Below are 17,456 nucleotides of genomic sequence, written 5' to 3'. Positions count from 1 at the left end.
CCGTCCCATTTAGCTAAACATCGCGTCGATGTCAGCCTGCGAAACCCCCTTGCCGTCGAGCTGCGGCCCGTTCAGCAAGGCTTCTTCACCTTCAGGTTCCTTTTTCTTCCGCGGATTGGACGCAGCATATTTGGCAATTTCATCACCAAATGCCTTGACCAAACCCTCGACCCTTTCTTCGATTGATTTCAGGGCCTTGATCACCTTGGTCGTACGTTGACCGGTGATATCCTGGAAGTTGCAGGCTTCATAAACGCGCATGGTCGCGCTGGTTACGATTTCAGCCTGCTCAGGGGGAAGACTTGCAGCAAATTCCTCAAGCGTATCCATCGCATCAAGGATTTCATGCGTCGCACCGGCGGTTGCATCGACAATCGCGTCGAGCTCGTCCGTTGCGTTGGGAATATATTCCGCCTTGATATCGTCCGGCCGCAAAGATGCTATTTCGGATTTCATCTTGCGAATGATGCCCGAAAGTTCATCCAGTTCACCAAACAGGCGTTTCTGGTCGTCTGATGGCTTGTCACCTTCCGAAACAAAGCGGGAAAGCTGATCCATCAGGTCAGACAGTTGCTCGACCTTAAGCTCATCGCCATCAAGACGCGCTTTAAGGTCCAGCAACAGCTGCCGCAATTCGTCTTTGGACGTTTTGGACATCTACGGTATCGCGGGACTAAAGCCCCGCGCCCCTAATCAAAACTCACCGATCACGGTGGTGAGTTTGCCCTTCAACGTCTCTGCGTTGAACGGCTTGACGATATAATTCGAAACGCCGGCTTTTTTTGCCATGACAACGTTTTCGGTTTTCGCCTCTGCGGTGATCATGATGAAGGGCAGATCCTTCAGCTTTGTATCAGCGCGAACTTCTTTCAGAAGCTGAAGACCGGTCATCGGCTCCATATTCCAGTCAGAAATCACAAGGCTGAACGACTTTTCGCGCAGTTTGCGCAAAGCCATGCTGCCATCCGTCGCTTCTTCGATGTTCGTAAAGTTCAACTGCCGCAGGAGATTGCGGATGATACGCAACATGGTTTTGTAGTCATCCACAATCAGGATCGGCATATTCGGATCGACGGCCATTCACCACTCCATCATGCTATCAAATCTCTCACCCTTACCCCTGTATTCCCTGTGCATAAGGGTAAGGCCCCTATAATCGTGATGTACCTATTTAACAATGGTTAATCAAGGCTTTTCACAATTCCCTAATAACACCCATCATGTTGAACACACTGTAATAATCGTCTGGTTGATGCCCTTCCAGATAACGGTCAGCGCCCCGGATCAGCACCATTTGAGATTATTGAAGCGGCAACATGTTTATATCCTGTTTATAAGCCAACTCTGTTGTCAGAGCACGTGCGCGGTCTGGCGACATCTCCGCCAAAACAGCAGCAGTATTTGCCTCGCGCATACCAAGTGCAACCTGCAACAGGATTTCCATATCAAGATCGTTCCAGATGCGCGCGGCATCCTTCGGTTTCATTTTCTCATAGACACTGATCAGCTTCTTGATCCGATCACTTTCCTGCTCTTCCTTGGTTGCCACCAAATCCTCGATCGCAGTTTTAAGCGATTTCATTTCCTCGATCTTGGCGTCAATCCGGGCTTCAGCAGCAGCAAGCAGGCTCTCGCGCTCATCAAGGCGCTGTTCTTTTCGATCAAGTTCCGAGCGCCGCACCGAAAGGTTCTGCAAAAGATCGATTTCTTCCTGTGTGAAAAGGGTTGGATCACCGCCCAGCATCGGCGGCGCATCACCCGCACCATCAATACCGCCAGTGCCGTCACCTTCCATCATCCCCATCGGGTCATCAAGCCCGGGCGCACCTGTTTCCGCAGGTTGATCCGGAGCCGCCGCCGGATCAGGAGCCTGGGCACGCGCAACCTGAACCACACTGATACCCGATGCATCAGCCGCTTCGTCGCCTTTGGGCTCATCCGAAAACAGTCCGACGATCTTGACCGTTAAAACGACAAAACCAACCACGACCACCAACGGCAGGATACGCACAGCAGACATTCATTCACCCGGCAAATGGGACGCTTGCACGCCCATATTGAATTTCAAATCATATACTAACAGGTAGGTACCAAATTTGTCGAAAAAAGACGCCCTAACTGTTTTTTAGCAATCATGGCGATTTTATCTGATTGATCCTATCCGCAACGCCTCTAACGGACAGACCGCAAAGCGGCGAGAAGTTCACGTTCGGCTTCGGAGCGCCCGGCATCTTCATCTTGTTCATAAGGATCAGAAGCAGGTTCGTGTACGGGCGATCCACCAGATCGCATGCCCGAACCATATCCGCCACCAGACGGTTCGGTCGAAGAAGACGTCGATGCGCCAGGCATTGCGCCGCGTTCAACATCACGCATCAACCGGGCAGCCAGTTCCTCTGCTCGGGTTTCAACACCCTGCCTGTCATCAACAACGTTGTTTCGCTCGTTACCGGTAACATTTCCGGCCTCGGCAAACTTTGCCCCGCCGACACCGCGGCGGGTGGCATTGACATCACTTGCCGCCTTTTCCAGTCGGTTGGCAATGCTTTCACCCCGATCTACCATAAAGGACAGATCTTCGTGCAGCCCACTGGCCTTTTCGATATCTTCACGCAATTTTTCGCCGGATTGCTCGGCCATTTCCTTCAGCGCGCGGATTGAAACTTCGGCTCGTTCGTTTGCCGCATTGAAAGCCGTCAGAAAGTTCTGCATTTCTTCGCGATTGCGACGAAACGCCGCCAAACGACGGCTCAGGATCATGGCGTAGATGATCGTCGCAATTAGCAACACAATCATTACCAGATCAAGATAGATGGCATAGTCCATCAACTGTCGTCCTCGTTATGCCGCGCCCGGTCACGAACCTGAATCGCGATCCTGTCCCCCTTGCGCCCCATCATCCCCTTGAACAGGGGCACATCGCCGCACCGAACCTCGACAGGCGAGGTCGGACTGGTATTAAGAACCAAACGGTTGCCAACTTCCAGATTAATCACATCGCCAAGCGACATGATCTGCTCGTCGAGTACCGCAAGAAGATTCACATGGGTTTGCCACAACTCGTTCGCCAGGTGGTTTTCCCAGATCGAGTCTCGACCGAATTTTTCCCCCATGAACATCTGAAGCAGCAGTTCACGAACCGGCTCCAGTGTTGCATATGGGATCAGCAGTTCCAGACGACCACCGCGATCTTCCATGTCAATGCGCAGCTTTGCAACGATGGCAGCATTGGCATGACGGGCAATGGTCGCAAAACGCGGGTTGGTTTCAAGGCGCTCGAACCGGAAGGTCACCGGGCTTAATGGATCAAATGCCGCCGACAAATCCCCGAGAACCACATGGATCATGCGTTCGACAAGATTGCGTTCAATCGTGGTGTAGGGACGACCTTCAATACGCATTGCCGCCGTACCGCGACGCCCGCCCAGCAACACATCCACGATGGAATAAATCAGCGCAGAATCAACCGTCAGAAGCCCATAGTTGTCCCATTCCTCCGCCTTGAAAACACCCAGCATGGCGGGCAAGGGGATCGAGTTCAGATAATCCCCGAAACGCAGCGATAGGATGTTATCAAGCGATACTTCAACGTTGTCGGATGTGAAGTTACGCAACGAGGTGGACATCATGCGCACCAGCCGGTCGAAAACAACTTCGAGCATCGGCAGACGTTCATATGCCACCATCGACGAGTTGATGATCGCCTGAATGCCGGATTGGTCACCCGCGCCCGATCCATCATCAAAACCAAGTAGACTGTCAATTTCATCCTGGTTCAGAACACGCGCAGATCCGGGGCCAACATCCTCATCTTCACCACCGCCATCTTCATCGCCAAGCATGGATTCCCATTCGGCGGCCATATCCTCGCCACCGTCGTCTCCATCCTCGTCACCGCCTGCCATGGCTTCCCATTCAGCGGCAAGTGCGTCATCATCATCTTCATCTGCCATCGGCGATTTGTCCCTGGCCCTTCTGGCCCGTTACTTTCTTGCCCATATACTTTCTTGTATGGTGTCTCTGGCATTGCCGCCAGCACCTTATTGTACCAGCATTTCCTTGAACAGAACGTCGTTGATTTTTGCAGGCTTTGCTGCAGCACTGACACGGATCAGCAATTCTTCACGAAGGCGGAACATCCCCTCGGAGCCAGCCAAGTCTTCCGGTCGCAGTTCACGCAGGTAAACCTGAAAGTTATCAACAATACGCGGCATCATTTGCTCGATCTGGGGCAACATGCTCTGGTCTGCAACTTCCAGACTGACGCGTATTTTAAGATAGCTTTGCTTACCGCCTCCGGCGTTCAGGTTCACCAGAATTTCCGGCAAATCGACAAACCCGACATTTTGCGGAACCCCCGGCGCCTCTTCGATGGCGCTTTCGGAAATCACTTCTTCGGTGTGATCCCCTCCGCCGCCGGTCACCATGTCAATCACAGGCTGAAGAAGCCCCGTGAAATAGGCCGCAGCAGCACCACCCAATAGCAGGAGTACCAGCAGGATAACCACGACCAACAATTTCTTGCTGCGTCCCCCGCCACCATCCATTTCTATTTCGTCGACATCATCACCCATCGGTCTGCGTTACCCTGCGTTCAAAACCGTTACCCTGTCTATCCAGCAAACACTATGCCGGAATGATGAGACATAATACCTCGACGTTAAAATTCCGTTTCCCGCCTCTTTCCATGCAAGCGACTCTGTAAAGCACATTAGTTCAGGAACCACCGATTATCACCCGCGGCATAGGTGACCCGGCAATAATGCACGGCAGGATCTGCCAAAGCAGGCTCAGAAGATGCGCGGCAACAAATGCCGATCAAAATTTTATCGTTCAATTTCATTAACTTAAGACAACTGGCATAACTTTCGCTTCCAAGCTGTTCAGAACACCGACCCGATTTGGGAAAGCAAAATTATGGAAAACGTTACCTACATCGCTTTGTCGCGTCAAAAGACGCTCCGCAGCATGATGAACAATATCTCCCAGAACCTGGCGAACATGAACACGACCGGGTACAAGGAAGAAAAGATGATGTTCACCGATTGGGTTGCGAAGAACAAGGACGCGCCTTTCCGCGGCGAGCGTGAAATATCACTTGTTCAGGATATCGCGCAGTTTCGCGACACACGCGTAGGCAACATTGAAATCACTGAACAACCGCTTGATGTGGCACTGAGCCAGCCGGATATGTTCTTTGCAGTGCAGACCCCAACCGGTGTGCAATATACACGGAACGGTAACTTCACTGTTGATCCAGGCGGACAGCTTGTCACCAATCAAGGGCTACCGGTCTTGAGCGATGCTGGCCAGCCTATTTTTTTCAATGAAGCAGACGGACAAGTCAAAATCAAAGGCGATGGTAGCATTTCAACCGATATCGGTCAGATAGGCCGGTTGCAGGTTGTAACGTTTGATAACGTTCAGGATATGAATAAAACAGGTAGCTCCCTATACAGCATCATCAAAGAAAACCCGAACGATCCCGATGGAGCCCAGCCGGTTGAGAATCCCGGCGTTGTTCAGGGTGCCCTTGAAAAATCCAACGTCAACCCGATCAGTTCAATGACACAGATGATTGATGTGTTGCGTACCTATCAGTCTGTGACTCGGTCGCTGGAAAGCGAGAACGAGCGTCAACGTAACATGATTAGCAAACTGGGCGATGTTCGCGCCTGATCAAACGGGCGCCCGCCCTAAAGAATTCATATGCGCCCATGGCGCAGACCGAGGAGACAGAAGATGCGATCACTTGATATTGGAGCCCTTGGCATGCAGGCACAATCCACCAACGTGGATGTGACCTCGCACAACATCGCCAACATGACCACCACCGGCTATAAACGCCAGCGCGCCGAATTCCAGGACCTGCTATATCAGGATCTGCGTCGCGCCGGGTCCCCGTCATCCGATACTGGGACAATTGTTCCTGTCGGCGTTCAGGTCGGCCTCGGTGTAAAAACTGCAGCCATAGGGCGTTATATGGGTCAGGGCACCCTATCTCTGACCGAAAACGAGCTTGATGTTGCCATACAGGGACGCGGTTACCTGCAGATCGATTTGCCCAGTGGTGAAACAGCTTACACCCGTGACGGCACTATGAAACTCGATGCCAATGGACAGATCGTAACCAAAGATGGTTTTGCCGTTCAGCCGGGTATCACCGTGCCAAACAACGCGACGTCCATCACCATCAACACCTCAGGAGAAGTGCTCGCCGAAATCGATGGCCAGGTTGCACTTCAGAATCTGGGACAAATCCAGCTTGCAACCTTCATCAACCCAGCCGGGCTTGATGCGCTTGGCGATAACCTGTTCCTCGAAACTGAGGCGTCAGGTGATGCCACCACCGGTGTTCCTGGTTCTGTTGGTTTTGGTACCGTTCAGCAGGGCTATCTGGAATCCTCAAACGTCAACGTCGTTCAGGAAATCACCAACCTGATAAAGGCGCAGCGCGCATACGAGATGAATTCCAAATCAATCTCGACCACGGATGAAATGATGAGCTCCGTCAGCAACCTGCGTTAATTCGATACGGTTCCGAACTGATAAAATTTCTTGGAAAATGAATGCGCGGGCAGCCTTGGAAAAAGTGGTTTCCCGCGTTAACTGCGTTTACGCGATTTATACAGTTCCGTGCTATGGTTGGCGGATGAAAATGCAGAAAATATTCCTTGTCCTTGCCCTTTTGCTTCCGGTGCTGCTGAGCAACCCGGTACCGTCTCACGCGCAATCGTCGTCCAGCTCCCAAGAACTGGATACCAATATCCTGTTGCGCCCTGATGCGGTTGTCGAAGGGCAATATGTGACATTGGGAGACATTTTCAGCGGCATAGACGTTGAACAGGCTGATATTCCGGTTTCCCATTCCCCGCAGCCCGGGCGGCAAACCGTTCTTGATTACCGCTGGCTTTATGGCATCGCGCAGCGAAACAAAATTGCATGGCGCCCCCGAACGACGGCGGACCAGATCGTCATCACCCGCGCAAGCCAGACAATTTCCATCGACGAAATTTCCGAAGCGATCAAAGATGCGCTTGTCGACCATGGAATAAAGCCGCCCTTTACTGTCGACCTTTCCGGCGAGACATTTCAAATCCATCTGCCTGTCGATGTACCGGCCGAAGTCGAGATCACAGGTCTTGACGTCAACCAACGGACAAACCGGTTCATTGCCAGTGTCACCACCGGCACGCAAACAGCCCAGCGCCGCACTTACCGCATGAGCGGCAGATATTTCCCCCTGGCACAGGTTCCCGTCGTGATCGAACCCGTCCGGCGTGGCGAGATCGTGCGCCCGGATCAAGTTGAATACCGAAATGTCCGCTCGGAACGTCTTCCAGCGGGCGCCATTCGCGACATCAACGATGTTATCGGCAAAGAAGCTTTGCGCCCGATCAAATCAGACGAACCCCTGATGTTCCGCGACTTTTCCAATCCGATCCTTGTTCGGCGCGGCGCACTGGTTACGATCCGATTGTTCACCGCCAACATGTCGCTAACCGCGCGCGGCAAAGCGCTTGAAGACGGGGCAAAAGGCGCGATCATTCGCGTCATGAACATGACCAGCAACAAAACCATCCAAGTGGAAGTTGTTGCCGAGAACGAAGTTCGCGCTTTGCCCGCAATGTCGCAATAGCACGGCGATTTCCCGCAATTCACGATGAAAGACAAAGGCTTGCCGACCCGGCAAGCTTTGCCCGCTCAGGAACCGCAATCTGGCATGAGGATTGCGTAGATACAGGCAGGAATTCCAGGAGGAATAAATGCCTGTTAATCACATGCAGATTTCAATGCGCCGTTTGGCAATTGTAACCGGCCTGATCGGTGCCACGGCACTGCTTTCAGGCTGCAACGCGATGAAACGCCTTTCCGAAGTCGGCGAGGCACCGAGGCTCTCGGCAATCGACAATCCCACGCAGTCAGAAACCTATCGACCAGTAAGCTTGCCAATGCCTGCACCGCAGATCGCAGAAAGCAATCCGAACTCGCTATGGCGTTCCGGTGCACGTTCGTTCTTCAAGGACCAGCGCGCCAATCAGGTTGGTGACATTCTGACGGTTGTTGTCGATATGCAGGACAGTGCGGCACTGGCCAACACCACCGCACGTTCCCGCACCAATAGCGAGGATCTGGCGGTGCCAAACCTTTTTGGCCTCGAGTCCGAACTCACCAAAGTACTGCCCGAAACGATCAACCCGTCATCGATGTTCGATATGGACAGCGCGACGTCCAACAGAGGCAGTGGCACGCTTGACCGTAACGAAGCGATTGACCTGCGCGTGGCAGCCATCGTCATTCAGGTCCTTCCGAACGGAAATTATGTCATTCATGGTCGTCAGGAAATCAGGGTAAACAGCGAAGTCCGTGAAGTTCAGATCGCGGGCGTCATACGTGCCGCGGACATCAGTTCGTCCAACGAAGTCGAATATGACAAAATCGCGGAAGCCCGTATTTCCTATGGTGGTCGCGGTACGATTTCAGATGTACAGCAGCCGCGTTACGGCAGCGAAATCATGGATGTCATTCTACCGTTCTGATTGATCCTGATCGCCTGCGCTTTCCTGGATTCCCGTGGGCAATCACGATTGACCAAAACCGGCCTGCCACAGGCCGGTTTTGTTTCGCCTGAACCAGGCCAAAACAAAAAAGGTCCGGCTGCAAATTACAGCCGGACCTTTGATTTTGGTTATCCCTAACCGGTATTCCCCAACAGAGCTTTGGCTTTTGCCATTTGACCGGATCAACGCAGGCGCGACCCGTGATTATTCCCGACGCGATCAGTCGTCGCGGCGAGTGCGCTCCATCCGTTCATGGCGTTCCTGGGCTTCGATGCTCAGGGTCGCAATCGGACGAGCTTCAAGTCTTTTAAGGCTGATCGGCTCGTCGGTTTCTTCGCAGTAACCATATGATCCGTCTTCAATTCGACGCAAAGCAGCATCAATTTTTGAAATCAGCTTACGCGCCCTGTCACGAGTGCGGAGTTCCAAGGCCCGGTCTGTTTCGGCCGATGCACGATCGGTCAAATCCGGTTCCTGAAGTCCCCCGCCATCCTGCAGGCTCGCTAATGTTTCCGAAGATTCTTGCAGCAGTTCAGCCCGCCAGGCCAAAAGCTTCTGCCGGAAATATTCCCGCTGGCGCGGGTTCATGAACTCTTCGTCCTCAGCGGGACGATAGTCTGGTGGTAGCGTGATAGTCATGTACGCCCTCTATACAGGACTCATCGAACGCGCGGCAATATAGAGGGCGCGCGCAATGGGTGCAAGCTGATTGAGTAAATAAATCTGAATTAGCCTGAAAGCCTTCATAACCTTGGGTTTTGCGACCAAAACCATCGCCCAAACCGTAAATTTTCAGGCCAGACCCGAAACTTCAAGCTTTGCAAGCTCGACCTGTGCCCGCAGATCAATCTCGTCCAGCACAGAAGAAAGGGCTGGATCGGAGATATTTTCGCGCTGCTGATCCAACAGCCCGACAAGCTGGCGCAGTCGGCTGGCAGGCAAAGTCCCGCTCAACAGAGCATCCCGCACACCTTCAAGCTGCTCAAGCAAGCTTTCGGCCCGCAGGACGGCGTGCTTTTTCGGGGAATCAAGTGCATCACCACTTTGCTGTAACGCCAGCAATGCATCAAGCGCACTGACCGTTCCCGCACTATGCACACCACCTGCCCCGCTTGCTCCGCCTGCGGAATCGAGTGAACGAATTGCATCAGCAAAACCGCCCGCACCGCCACCGCCGGATGTTTTCTTGCGTGTCGTGCTATTCGTGCCTGTCGCTTTGGATCCGCTGACCTTCATTTTTCACTTCCGCCTGCTATGTGGTAAGCTTGCCGGGATCGAACATGCAGCCATCACTACGTCAATCAGCTGTGCAAAGCCTGTCGGCTCAATCCGCATAGCCCTTTGGCAGTGATCCCGTTAGGCCGAGTCTCCCCCAAAGCGTTGCCTGACGCAACGGGAAAAAAATGCCGGGTCGGCACCCCACTATTGCCGTGCAGTTCGTCTGCTCGTCAAAAAAAACACCGATTTTCCGGCAACTTGCACAATCAGTGATCCAAAGCTTTGGCTTTCTGCCATCTGGCACGGTTTTCGCAGAAGTGTTTGCAAATTGTATCGGGTGGCAAACCCATCCCCGGAAGCGGAACAAAGAATATGATCAAAGGTCTAGGCAAATATGCATTAAAGGCAGCAGTGCTCGGCATGATCGCCCTGACGCAGGTTGTCCCGGCAAACGCCCAGTCGCGCATCAAGGATATCGCCGACTTTGAAGGCGTACGTGACAACATGCTGGTAGGTTACGGCCTGGTTGTCGGTTTGAACGGCACGGGTGACGATCTTGGTGATGCCGACTTTACCCGCCAAAGCCTTGTGGCCATGCTTGAACGGCTCGGCATCAACGTGCGCAGCCAGATCGATGACATTGATTCCGACAATATCGCAGCCGTGATGGTCACCGCCACCCTACCGCCTTTCTCGCGTCAGGGGTCGCGCCTTGATGTCTCCATCAGCGCAATCGGCACTGCCGAAAGCCTTCAGGGCGGGACCCTTCTGGTTACTCCCATGGTCGGTGCTGATGGTGAAGTTTACGCCGTTGCCCAGGGCAACCTTGCAGTCGGCGGGTTCTCTGCTGGCGGCAATGCTCAAACCGTGGTCAAGGGTGTTCCGACTTCCGCGCGTATCGCCAATGGCGGTATCGTTGAACGCGAAATCGATTTCAATCTCAATTCCATGCAGAACATGTCGGTTGTCTTGCGCAACCCGGACTTCACCACAGCCAGCCGCATTGCCGAAGCCGTCAATGCCTATCTTGGAGAAATCGCCGCGCGCCCAAGCGACCCCGGCACCGTTCGCATCAACATTCCGGAACGCTACAATCAGAATGTCGTGGCTTTATTGACGGACATCGAACAGCTTCGCGTTGAACCTGATCAGATCGCACGTGTCGTCATTGATGAAAACACCGGCACGATCGTGATGGGCGAAAATGTTCGCATCAACCGCGTGGCTATCGCGCAGGGCAACCTGACCATCCGCGTAACTGAAACTCCGCAAGTTTCTCAGCCTTCCCCATTCTCGCAAACCGGCACGACTGAAACCGTCGACCGAACCAATATCGAAGTGGATGAAGGCGAGGATAACCAGCTTGGCGTGCTTGAAAGCGGTGTCAGCCTGCAGGAACTGGTTAATGGCCTGAACAGCCTTGGCGTCGGACCGCGCGACATGATCACCATCCTTCAGGCGATCAAAACGTCCGGCGCACTTCAAGCCGAAATCGAGGTGATGTGATGATGATCGACAGCACCAATGCATTGATGGCGCAGGCGCAGGCATCTGCCCAGTACGGCAGTCAGAACAATGTCTCGAACCGTGCAAGCCAGTTGACAGACGGACATATCAAAACCGAGGCCCAGGCGCGTAAAGCAGGCCAGGAATTTGAATCAATGTTTCTAGGCCAGATGCTGAGCCACATGTTTGCAGGTATCGAAACCAACGAAACCTTTGGCGGCGGTCATGGCGAAACCATGATGCGGTCCCTGCTTGTTGATGAATATGCCAAAGAAATGACCCGCGCAGGTGGCATCGGAATTGCAAATGCCGTTACACGCGAAATCCTCAAGGTGCAGGAAGGATAATGACCATGACCACCGAACAGATGGTTATCGAACTCAAAAGCGTCACTTATGACCTGATTTCCCTGCTGGAGCGTGAAAATCAGGGGATGCGGGCCATTCCAATGCAAGAATATGAACGTTTTATCAATGATAAAACAGCGCTTTGCATGCGGTATGAGCAGTTGGTAACAACCCTTCGCAAACATGGGGACGAGCTGAAAAAGCTACCTACAGAAATCCGCGCAGAGCTAAGAGAACTGCAAGAACGCTTTCATGACGTTGCCGACAAAAACCGAATAGTTCTTTTGGCAATGCGGCGCACCACAGATCACATCGTAAAGACAATAGTCGACTCGATAAAAAAGCAGGCGGCAAGCGACTTCAGTCCATATGACAAATATGGAAACGCAGCGTCCGCACCAATCAGCAGCTATTCGAAACCGCAACAGAAAAAGTCTCTCTCGGTTTCACTGAATAAAACCCTTTAACGAGGTATTTTGTTATGTCGTTGACCTCTGCACTGAACAGCGCTGTTTCTGGTTTGAATACCGCACAAGCGCGCATTGCTGTGACGTCATCAAATATCTCGAACGTAAATACCATCGGCTATTCGAGAAAGATTTCCCAGCAGGAAACTATCACCCTTAACGGAACTGGCGCGGGCTCGACTGTCTCAAGCATATCGCGGAACATCGACGAGGGCTTGATGAAAACCCTGCGCGCCGAAATGGCTGACGCAGGGCGCACGGAAGTTCGTCTCAATTTTTATCAGAGCCTGCAGCAAATGTTTGGCTCACCTGAGTCTAACTCCGCGATTAGCCAGCGCATAAGCGAACTTGCTAACGCGATGGATCAAGTCGCAACCTCTCCCGAACAGAATGCCCCAAAAATCGAGGTTGTCGAGGCGGCCGAACAAGTTGTGAAATCGTTCGCGACAATGTCTGACCGGTTACAAAGTCTGCGTGCTGAAGCTGACGACCAAATCGGTGCAGACGTTCGTCGTGCCAATCAGCTTTTGTCCGAAATCGGCCAGCTAAACAGCTCTATTGTACAACTGAAAAATCTGGGACAGGCAACTGCCGACTTGCTCGATAAACGAGACAACGCGCTGACCGAGCTGTCCAAAATTATGAATATCAACTCATTTACACGTGGTGACGGTTCAATCGTTGTCATGACGGGCACCGGTAATCGTGTGCTGCTTGACCGTAATGTTGAACAGCTGACCTTTAATGAAACGTCGAGCTTTTCGGCAGGCTACGGTGGTGACGGATTGTCGCTGAATGGTGAAGACATCACTGACGAACTCAAATCCGGCACACTACGCGCCCTATTTGATATGCGTGATACAGAGCTGCCGGAAATGCAGGATCAGATAAATGAACTTGCTCAGAACCTGCGTAACGAACTTAATGCAATTCATAATAAAGGCACAGCATTTCCGCCTCCCGCAAACCTCAGCGGAACGCGTCTTGTCAACCTGGGCGATACAATATCGGCTGCCGGCCCAAGCAACACTGTTCGTATTGCGGCCCTGAATGCCGACGGCTCGCTCGCGGCCGGGGCCAGCTATCTTGACCTTGACCTTGCCGGGCTGACACCGCCAACGGTTAATGAAATCATCAATCAGATCAACAGTGCACCGGGTCTCGCGGGACGAGTTCAAGCGCGCCTGGAACCCTCGCCGAGCGGAAAACTCATAATCGAAGGCATCGGTGAAAATAAAGTCGCGATCAACGAAATGGATAGCGCGATTGACGTAAATGGCATCGAAACCAGAGGCTTCTCACACTACTTTGGGCTGAATGATTTCTTTGCCAGTGACGAAACCGGCGCAACCCTCTATTCATCCCCTGTAAGCAACCCCGATGCAGCGCTTTCTGTAGTTGGAACATTGACGATTAACGGGATCAATGTTCCCTACACCACTTCAGACAGCATGGCCGATTTGGCGGCGACGATTAACGCTATTCCGGGCCTGTCGGCAACCGTCATGGAAGATGGAAGCAGAGGTCGACTGAAAATCACCTCCGATAGTGGCGCCAACATCTCTTATTCCGACACAGGAAGTCTCGTATCCAAACTCGGACTTTCAGAAAACTCACCGTCAACAGCGCTGGGTTTGACCGTAAATAGCTCGATCTCCGACGATCCGGGACGAATTATTCGCGGAACGATGAACGCTTCAAGCTATGCGTCCTCAACAGGACAAGCAACAGGCACGGATGCAATTACCGGTCTCACCGGCGGAGACTTGGTCCTTCGCGGCGAGTTCGGCTCAACAACTGCCGTGACCTTGACTTATCCGGCTGGCGCGTCGCTGGACGACATTGCAAATTTGATCAACAACAATGCAACGCTAACTGCTGCGAATGTGACAGCAGAAGTTCGCTTTGATAGCGGTGTTGGCGGCTATGTCTTGATGATCAATGATTCAAACAAAGATTCTCTGGGACTAGAAGATGCCGGAGGCGGCAACCTGATCACCGCCATCAACCTCGATATCACAACAGGGCTGAGTTCCGGTGACAATAGCGCGGCACTCGCAATGGCAGACCTGTTTGACTCTGATGGTATCGATTTTGATGCAGCAGGTGGACTGCCAAACCAGAAAACCAGCTTTACCGGCTATGCGGCCTATTTGATTTCGACAAATTCCGCCAAAGCATCAACAGCCAAAAGTCAGGCAGATTTTAGCGCGACTCAAACTGCCGACCTCAATAACAGGCTGCAAAATATTGCTGGGGTAAACCTGGATGAAGAAATGTCAGACTTGATCATTTTGCAGCGCGCATACTCGGCTTCGGCAAAAGTTTTCACAACGGTTGACGAGTTGTTCGACAGCCTCATGAACGTCATTTAAAGCCTCGCGTAGCGAAGAGGATATCTATCATGATCGGAAGAGTTGCCACTTTCACCAATCACAATTTGCTGACCAATCAGGCGCTCGGCCAAGCATCTAATATTGTCGATTTACGGAACCAGGCATCAAGCGGCTACAAGTCGCGTGATTACGCGGGTATTGCTTCCGAAGCACAGGGTCTTTTGAGCTTCGAAAACAATCTAAATCGCCTGGAACAATATAATCGTAATGGTGTGCAAACCTCTTTGCGCCTGAAGAGTATGGAAACAGCAGTGAGCAATATTCTGGAACTTGCAACGGATATGCAAACCCAGATTCTGAGTGCAACAAATGCTGATCAAGCAGACGAAGCCGCGATAAATATATCAGCGAGATCAGCTCTTGAACAGCTTGAGGTCTTGCTTAATACAAAACTTGATGGCCGCTACCTGTTTGGTGGCTCGGACACCGGAAGCAGTGCGGTTAATTTTGATAATATAGTCCTGCCTGAAACACAAATGTCCGAACGATCTGTTGGTGATGGTACAGCAACACTGGCAAGCCTCGGCGTGACGGCTCCGGGCGGAACACTTGATATCAACGGAACCCTTATTCCCTATACCGATGCTCAAGACGTGCAAACTTTGGTGAATGACATCAATGCTGCCGGCGCTGGAGCAACGGCGACATTGCGCCAGGATCCCGAAGGCGGCGAGGTAAAGCTGGTGATTGAAGCAACCGGCGGCGGGCCGCTGGCAATTGCCGATATCGGCAACCTGCAAACATCATTATCAATGGTTAGCGCCCCGAACCCGGCTGCGGACTATGCGTATTACGAGGGAAACCAGCAAAAACTCTCTGCACGGTTGAACGAGGAGTTTACCATTGAATATGGGATCAACGCTGACGAAAGCGCGTTTGAGGAATTGATCCGCGGATTGAAAATCGCTGCGGAAACAGGAAACCCTGCGTCTCTCAACGTTGCTTTGGGGCATGTAAAAAACGCAATTAAATCCCTGACGGATGTTCAAACAAGTATCGGGGTCGACTTACACAATACGGAAAATGTTCAATCGCAGAACACTGATCTGAAACTGTTTTACGAGGAAGCGGTTACAAGCTTCGAAGCTGCTGACATCCCTTCGACAATTGCCATTCTTGCGCAGTACGAAACTTCGCTGCAAGCGAGCTATATGGTCCTCAATAAGAGCACACAACTCTCCCTTACGGATTATCTTCGTTGAAGCAGTGGGTAAAAAACGCCATATTCAAAATAATTGAGAAATCAGATGATTCTGGAGACCAACATTATGGCCGCAAGCCAGCCGCTCGATGAGCAGGCCAACAGCGTCGAATTGAATACGCGATTTGGACAGCTGACGCTTGACCGAAGCAAGGCTATCAGCATGAACGCGAAAATGCTGGGATTTTCGGACAGCAGTCATTTTGGTTTGATTGATATTCCCGGAAATGCCCAGTTGCCATACAAACTTTGGCAGAGCTACGACAACGAAAACGTTTCATTCATCGTCTATCCTTATATGACGGGCAACGAAATTGTCGATTTTCAGGAAATTCAGGACGCGGCAACCCAGCACGGGGTACCGCCAGAAGACGTGGCGGCTGTATTTGTTGTCAAAATTGACAAACACGAAGATGGAAAACTGTCTTTAAGTGTCAACCTGCAAGCGCCCATCATCATAGATACGGCCAAACAAACCGCGTGGCAGCATGTCTTTCCGCACAACAAGTATCCTGTTGATTTTGCCCTTTAACGATCCCCCTCGCGATCCCGATGAGATTTCGGGACGAGAAGTTGAAGCAAAAAAGTTGTGAAACGCTGCCACATTGGCGGCGTTTTTTTTTTCAGCCCATCACAATCATCCCCCACTTGAAATTGCAGAGGCATTTTTTGCCGGGTCCAATAGCGCATCGCGCAAATGGGATACTAATATTCCTAGCCAGATCATAAGCCGCTCCTTTCGAACAGAGTCCCCGTCTCCCGGCGCCCTGCCAGACTCCAAAATAAATTAATAAAAACAAACAATTAGTCAGAAATTCAAAAACTGGCACACGTCCTGCATAGATGATGGAAACTTTTGTACAAAGACCTCGAAAGTAAGAATTCACGAGCAGGCCGGATCCAGAAAGAATCTGCGTGCTCACCCGAACCGCCTGATAGCTCAGGCATCGCGAATGGTCACCGACCGTTCAAACAGACCCGATAATGGGATATGTATTGATCCAGTTTAGGGGGCACTCATGGCTCTTAACGTAATCTCGAACTACGCAGCCAATGTTGCGCACCGCAACTTGGTCGACTCAGATAACTCGGCAACAAATTCCCTAGCAAAGCTGTCCTCGGGAAAACGCGTCATGAACGCCCGCGACGACGCAGCATCCATGGCCATCGGCTCGCGACTGAATGCAGAAGTTGCAGCTTTGAAAGTTGCAACTACCAACGCCACTCAGGCGGGCGCACTCCTACAAGTCATGGATGGTGCTGTAACAACGATCGACGCGATTCTTGTACGCATGAAACAACTTGCAGTGCAGGCCGCATCTGAAAACTTGGGCGCGGCCGAACGCGGTTTCATCAATGGTGAAGCAACACAGCTTGTCGCCGAAATCGAACGTATCGCACAAGATACTGAATTCAATGGCGTGAAGGTCCTTAACGGTTCTGTGGCATCGCTGGGCTTCAAAGTTGGTACAGGCGCAGTCGCGGCGGAAGACGACCTGACCTTTACGCTTGTAAACGTGGTTTCCGGTGCTGCTGGCCTTAACATTGCAGCTCTTGACCTTACTACCAAAGCAAACGCCGACACAGGTATCGGTCTGGTCGACACAGCTATCAACTCTTTGCAGACCGCGCGTGCGTCAATTGGCGTCAACCAGAACCGCCTCGAATTTGCCGCACAAAACCTTCGGACAATCACTGAAAATAGCGAAAACGCCCGATCTGTCCTTGTCGACCTGGACGTTGCCGCTGAAATGGCGGCC

Annotated in this window: 19 protein-coding genes; 11 read left to right on the top strand and 8 right to left on the bottom strand. The window is 52.1% G+C overall.

Annotated elements, in window-relative coordinates:
- Positions 1 to 9: 9 nt before the first annotated feature.
- From SMB34_RS11710 to SMB34_RS11685, 6 genes are all read right to left on the bottom strand, one after another.
- Positions 10 to 657: a protein phosphatase CheZ gene (locus tag SMB34_RS11710; RefSeq protein ID WP_007092342.1), complete on the bottom strand. Its 648-nt coding sequence runs from the start codon at positions 655 to 657 to the stop codon at positions 10 to 12.
- Between the two features lie 36 nt (positions 658 to 693).
- The gene (locus SMB34_RS11705; protein WP_007092341.1) at positions 694 to 1,080 is read right to left on the bottom strand and encodes a response regulator; all 387 of its coding nucleotides are present in this window, start codon (positions 1,078 to 1,080) and stop codon (positions 694 to 696) included.
- 220 nt (positions 1,081 to 1,300) lie between these two features.
- Positions 1,301 to 2,020, bottom strand: a complete 720-nt coding sequence (locus SMB34_RS11700) for a MotE family protein (RefSeq protein ID WP_037990307.1) — start codon at positions 2,018 to 2,020, stop codon at positions 1,301 to 1,303.
- 152 nt (positions 2,021 to 2,172) lie between these two features.
- A complete protein-coding gene (locus SMB34_RS11695) occupies positions 2,173 to 2,826 on the bottom strand; it encodes a DUF6468 domain-containing protein (RefSeq protein WP_037990305.1) in 654 nt (217 codons plus the stop codon).
- Positions 2,826 to 3,953, bottom strand: a complete 1,128-nt coding sequence (gene fliM / locus SMB34_RS11690) for a flagellar motor switch protein FliM (RefSeq protein WP_007092338.1) — start codon at positions 3,951 to 3,953, stop codon at positions 2,826 to 2,828. Before fliM ends, SMB34_RS11695 begins: the two co-directional genes overlap by 1 nt.
- Positions 3,954 to 4,040: 87 nt before the next feature.
- On the bottom strand, positions 4,041 to 4,574 hold the full coding sequence (locus SMB34_RS11685) for a flagellar basal body-associated FliL family protein (protein ID WP_007092337.1): 534 nt from the start codon (positions 4,572 to 4,574) through the stop codon (positions 4,041 to 4,043).
- 343 nt (positions 4,575 to 4,917) lie between these two features.
- Between SMB34_RS11685 and flgF the strand changes: the two genes are divergently transcribed.
- From flgF to flgH, 4 genes are all read left to right on the top strand, one after another.
- Complete coding sequence (gene flgF, locus SMB34_RS11680; RefSeq protein WP_007092336.1) at positions 4,918 to 5,679, top strand: flagellar basal-body rod protein FlgF; 762 nt, start codon at positions 4,918 to 4,920, stop codon at positions 5,677 to 5,679.
- Positions 5,680 to 5,742: 63 nt separating this feature from the next.
- Entirely contained in the window at positions 5,743 to 6,528 is a 786-nt protein-coding gene (gene flgG / locus SMB34_RS11675) for a flagellar basal-body rod protein FlgG (RefSeq protein WP_007092335.1), read from the top strand.
- 130 nt (positions 6,529 to 6,658) lie between these two features.
- Complete coding sequence (gene flgA, locus SMB34_RS11670; RefSeq protein WP_139328332.1) at positions 6,659 to 7,639, top strand: flagellar basal body P-ring formation chaperone FlgA; 981 nt, start codon at positions 6,659 to 6,661, stop codon at positions 7,637 to 7,639.
- Between the two features lie 127 nt (positions 7,640 to 7,766).
- A complete protein-coding gene (gene flgH, locus SMB34_RS11665) occupies positions 7,767 to 8,540 on the top strand; it encodes a flagellar basal body L-ring protein FlgH (protein ID WP_139328333.1) in 774 nt (257 codons plus the stop codon).
- A 240-nt stretch (positions 8,541 to 8,780) separates the two neighbouring features.
- Here flgH and dksA read toward each other — a convergent pair whose 3' ends face one another.
- Positions 8,781 to 9,200, bottom strand: coding sequence for an RNA polymerase-binding protein DksA (gene dksA / locus SMB34_RS11660; protein ID WP_007092332.1), 420 nt, complete (start codon positions 9,198 to 9,200; stop codon positions 8,781 to 8,783).
- Positions 9,201 to 9,353: 153 nt separating this feature from the next.
- Positions 9,354 to 9,797 carry a flagellar assembly protein FliX gene (locus tag SMB34_RS11655; RefSeq protein ID WP_007092331.1) on the bottom strand — a complete coding sequence of 148 codons (444 nt, stop codon included), beginning with the start codon at positions 9,795 to 9,797 and terminating at the stop codon, positions 9,354 to 9,356.
- Between the two features lie 354 nt (positions 9,798 to 10,151).
- Here SMB34_RS11655 and SMB34_RS11650 point away from each other — a divergent pair, with 354 nt between their 5' ends.
- The 7 genes from SMB34_RS11650 to SMB34_RS11620 form a co-directional block, all read left to right on the top strand.
- A complete protein-coding gene (locus SMB34_RS11650) occupies positions 10,152 to 11,285 on the top strand; it encodes a flagellar basal body P-ring protein FlgI (protein ID WP_007092330.1) in 1,134 nt (377 codons plus the stop codon).
- Positions 11,285 to 11,632, top strand: a complete 348-nt coding sequence (locus tag SMB34_RS11645; RefSeq protein WP_037990303.1) for a rod-binding protein — start codon at positions 11,285 to 11,287, stop codon at positions 11,630 to 11,632. Before SMB34_RS11650 ends, SMB34_RS11645 begins: the two co-directional genes overlap by 1 nt.
- A gap of 5 nt (positions 11,633 to 11,637) precedes the next feature.
- Positions 11,638 to 12,099, top strand: coding sequence for a hypothetical protein (locus SMB34_RS11640; RefSeq protein WP_139328334.1), 462 nt, complete (start codon positions 11,638 to 11,640; stop codon positions 12,097 to 12,099).
- A gap of 14 nt (positions 12,100 to 12,113) precedes the next feature.
- The gene (gene flgK / locus SMB34_RS11635) at positions 12,114 to 14,474 is read left to right on the top strand and encodes a flagellar hook-associated protein FlgK (RefSeq protein WP_007092327.1); all 2,361 of its coding nucleotides are present in this window, start codon (positions 12,114 to 12,116) and stop codon (positions 14,472 to 14,474) included.
- A gap of 29 nt (positions 14,475 to 14,503) precedes the next feature.
- Positions 14,504 to 15,697, top strand: a complete 1,194-nt coding sequence (locus SMB34_RS11630) for a flagellin N-terminal helical domain-containing protein (RefSeq protein ID WP_007092326.1) — start codon at positions 14,504 to 14,506, stop codon at positions 15,695 to 15,697.
- Between the two features lie 45 nt (positions 15,698 to 15,742).
- Positions 15,743 to 16,228, top strand: coding sequence for a flagellar assembly protein FliW (gene fliW / locus SMB34_RS11625; RefSeq protein ID WP_037990302.1), 486 nt, complete (start codon positions 15,743 to 15,745; stop codon positions 16,226 to 16,228).
- 487 nt (positions 16,229 to 16,715) lie between these two features.
- The coding region (locus SMB34_RS11620; protein ID WP_037990336.1) for a flagellin at positions 16,716 to 17,456 on the top strand (741 nt) is incomplete at its 3' end.

The sequence above is a fragment of the Thalassospira permensis NBRC 106175 genome, assembly GCF_000714555.1.
Taxonomy (GTDB): Bacteria; Pseudomonadota; Alphaproteobacteria; order Rhodospirillales; family Thalassospiraceae; genus Thalassospira; species Thalassospira xiamenensis.
This window is presented reverse-complemented; position numbering and strand designations above follow the sequence as displayed.

Coding starts and splice junctions, on each gene's coding strand:
- flgA (WP_139328332.1), top strand. CDS start 6,659: ATGCAGAAAATATTCCTTGTCCTTGCCCTTTTGCTTCCGGTGCTGCTG.
- SMB34_RS11645 (WP_037990303.1), top strand. CDS start 11,285: ATGATGATCGACAGCACCAATGCATTGATGGCGCAGGCGCAGGCATCT.
- flgK (WP_007092327.1), top strand. CDS start 12,114: ATGTCGTTGACCTCTGCACTGAACAGCGCTGTTTCTGGTTTGAATACC.
- SMB34_RS11685 (WP_007092337.1), bottom strand. CDS start 4,574: ATGGGTGATGATGTCGACGAAATAGAAATGGATGGTGGCGGGGGACGC.
- fliM (WP_007092338.1), bottom strand. CDS start 3,953: ATGGCAGATGAAGATGATGATGACGCACTTGCCGCTGAATGGGAAGCC.
- SMB34_RS11640 (WP_139328334.1), top strand. CDS start 11,638: ATGACCACCGAACAGATGGTTATCGAACTCAAAAGCGTCACTTATGAC.
- SMB34_RS11695 (WP_037990305.1), bottom strand. CDS start 2,826: ATGGACTATGCCATCTATCTTGATCTGGTAATGATTGTGTTGCTAATT.
- SMB34_RS11655 (WP_007092331.1), bottom strand. CDS start 9,797: ATGAAGGTCAGCGGATCCAAAGCGACAGGCACGAATAGCACGACACGC.
- fliW (WP_037990302.1), top strand. CDS start 15,743: ATGATTCTGGAGACCAACATTATGGCCGCAAGCCAGCCGCTCGATGAG.
- SMB34_RS11700 (WP_037990307.1), bottom strand. CDS start 2,020: ATGTCTGCTGTGCGTATCCTGCCGTTGGTGGTCGTGGTTGGTTTTGTC.
- dksA (WP_007092332.1), bottom strand. CDS start 9,200: ATGACTATCACGCTACCACCAGACTATCGTCCCGCTGAGGACGAAGAG.
- flgH (WP_139328333.1), top strand. CDS start 7,767: ATGCCTGTTAATCACATGCAGATTTCAATGCGCCGTTTGGCAATTGTA.
- SMB34_RS11705 (WP_007092341.1), bottom strand. CDS start 1,080: ATGGCCGTCGATCCGAATATGCCGATCCTGATTGTGGATGACTACAAA.
- SMB34_RS11650 (WP_007092330.1), top strand. CDS start 10,152: ATGATCAAAGGTCTAGGCAAATATGCATTAAAGGCAGCAGTGCTCGGC.
- flgF (WP_007092336.1), top strand. CDS start 4,918: ATGGAAAACGTTACCTACATCGCTTTGTCGCGTCAAAAGACGCTCCGC.
- SMB34_RS11630 (WP_007092326.1), top strand. CDS start 14,504: ATGATCGGAAGAGTTGCCACTTTCACCAATCACAATTTGCTGACCAAT.
- flgG (WP_007092335.1), top strand. CDS start 5,743: ATGCGATCACTTGATATTGGAGCCCTTGGCATGCAGGCACAATCCACC.
- SMB34_RS11710 (WP_007092342.1), bottom strand. CDS start 657: ATGTCCAAAACGTCCAAAGACGAATTGCGGCAGCTGTTGCTGGACCTT.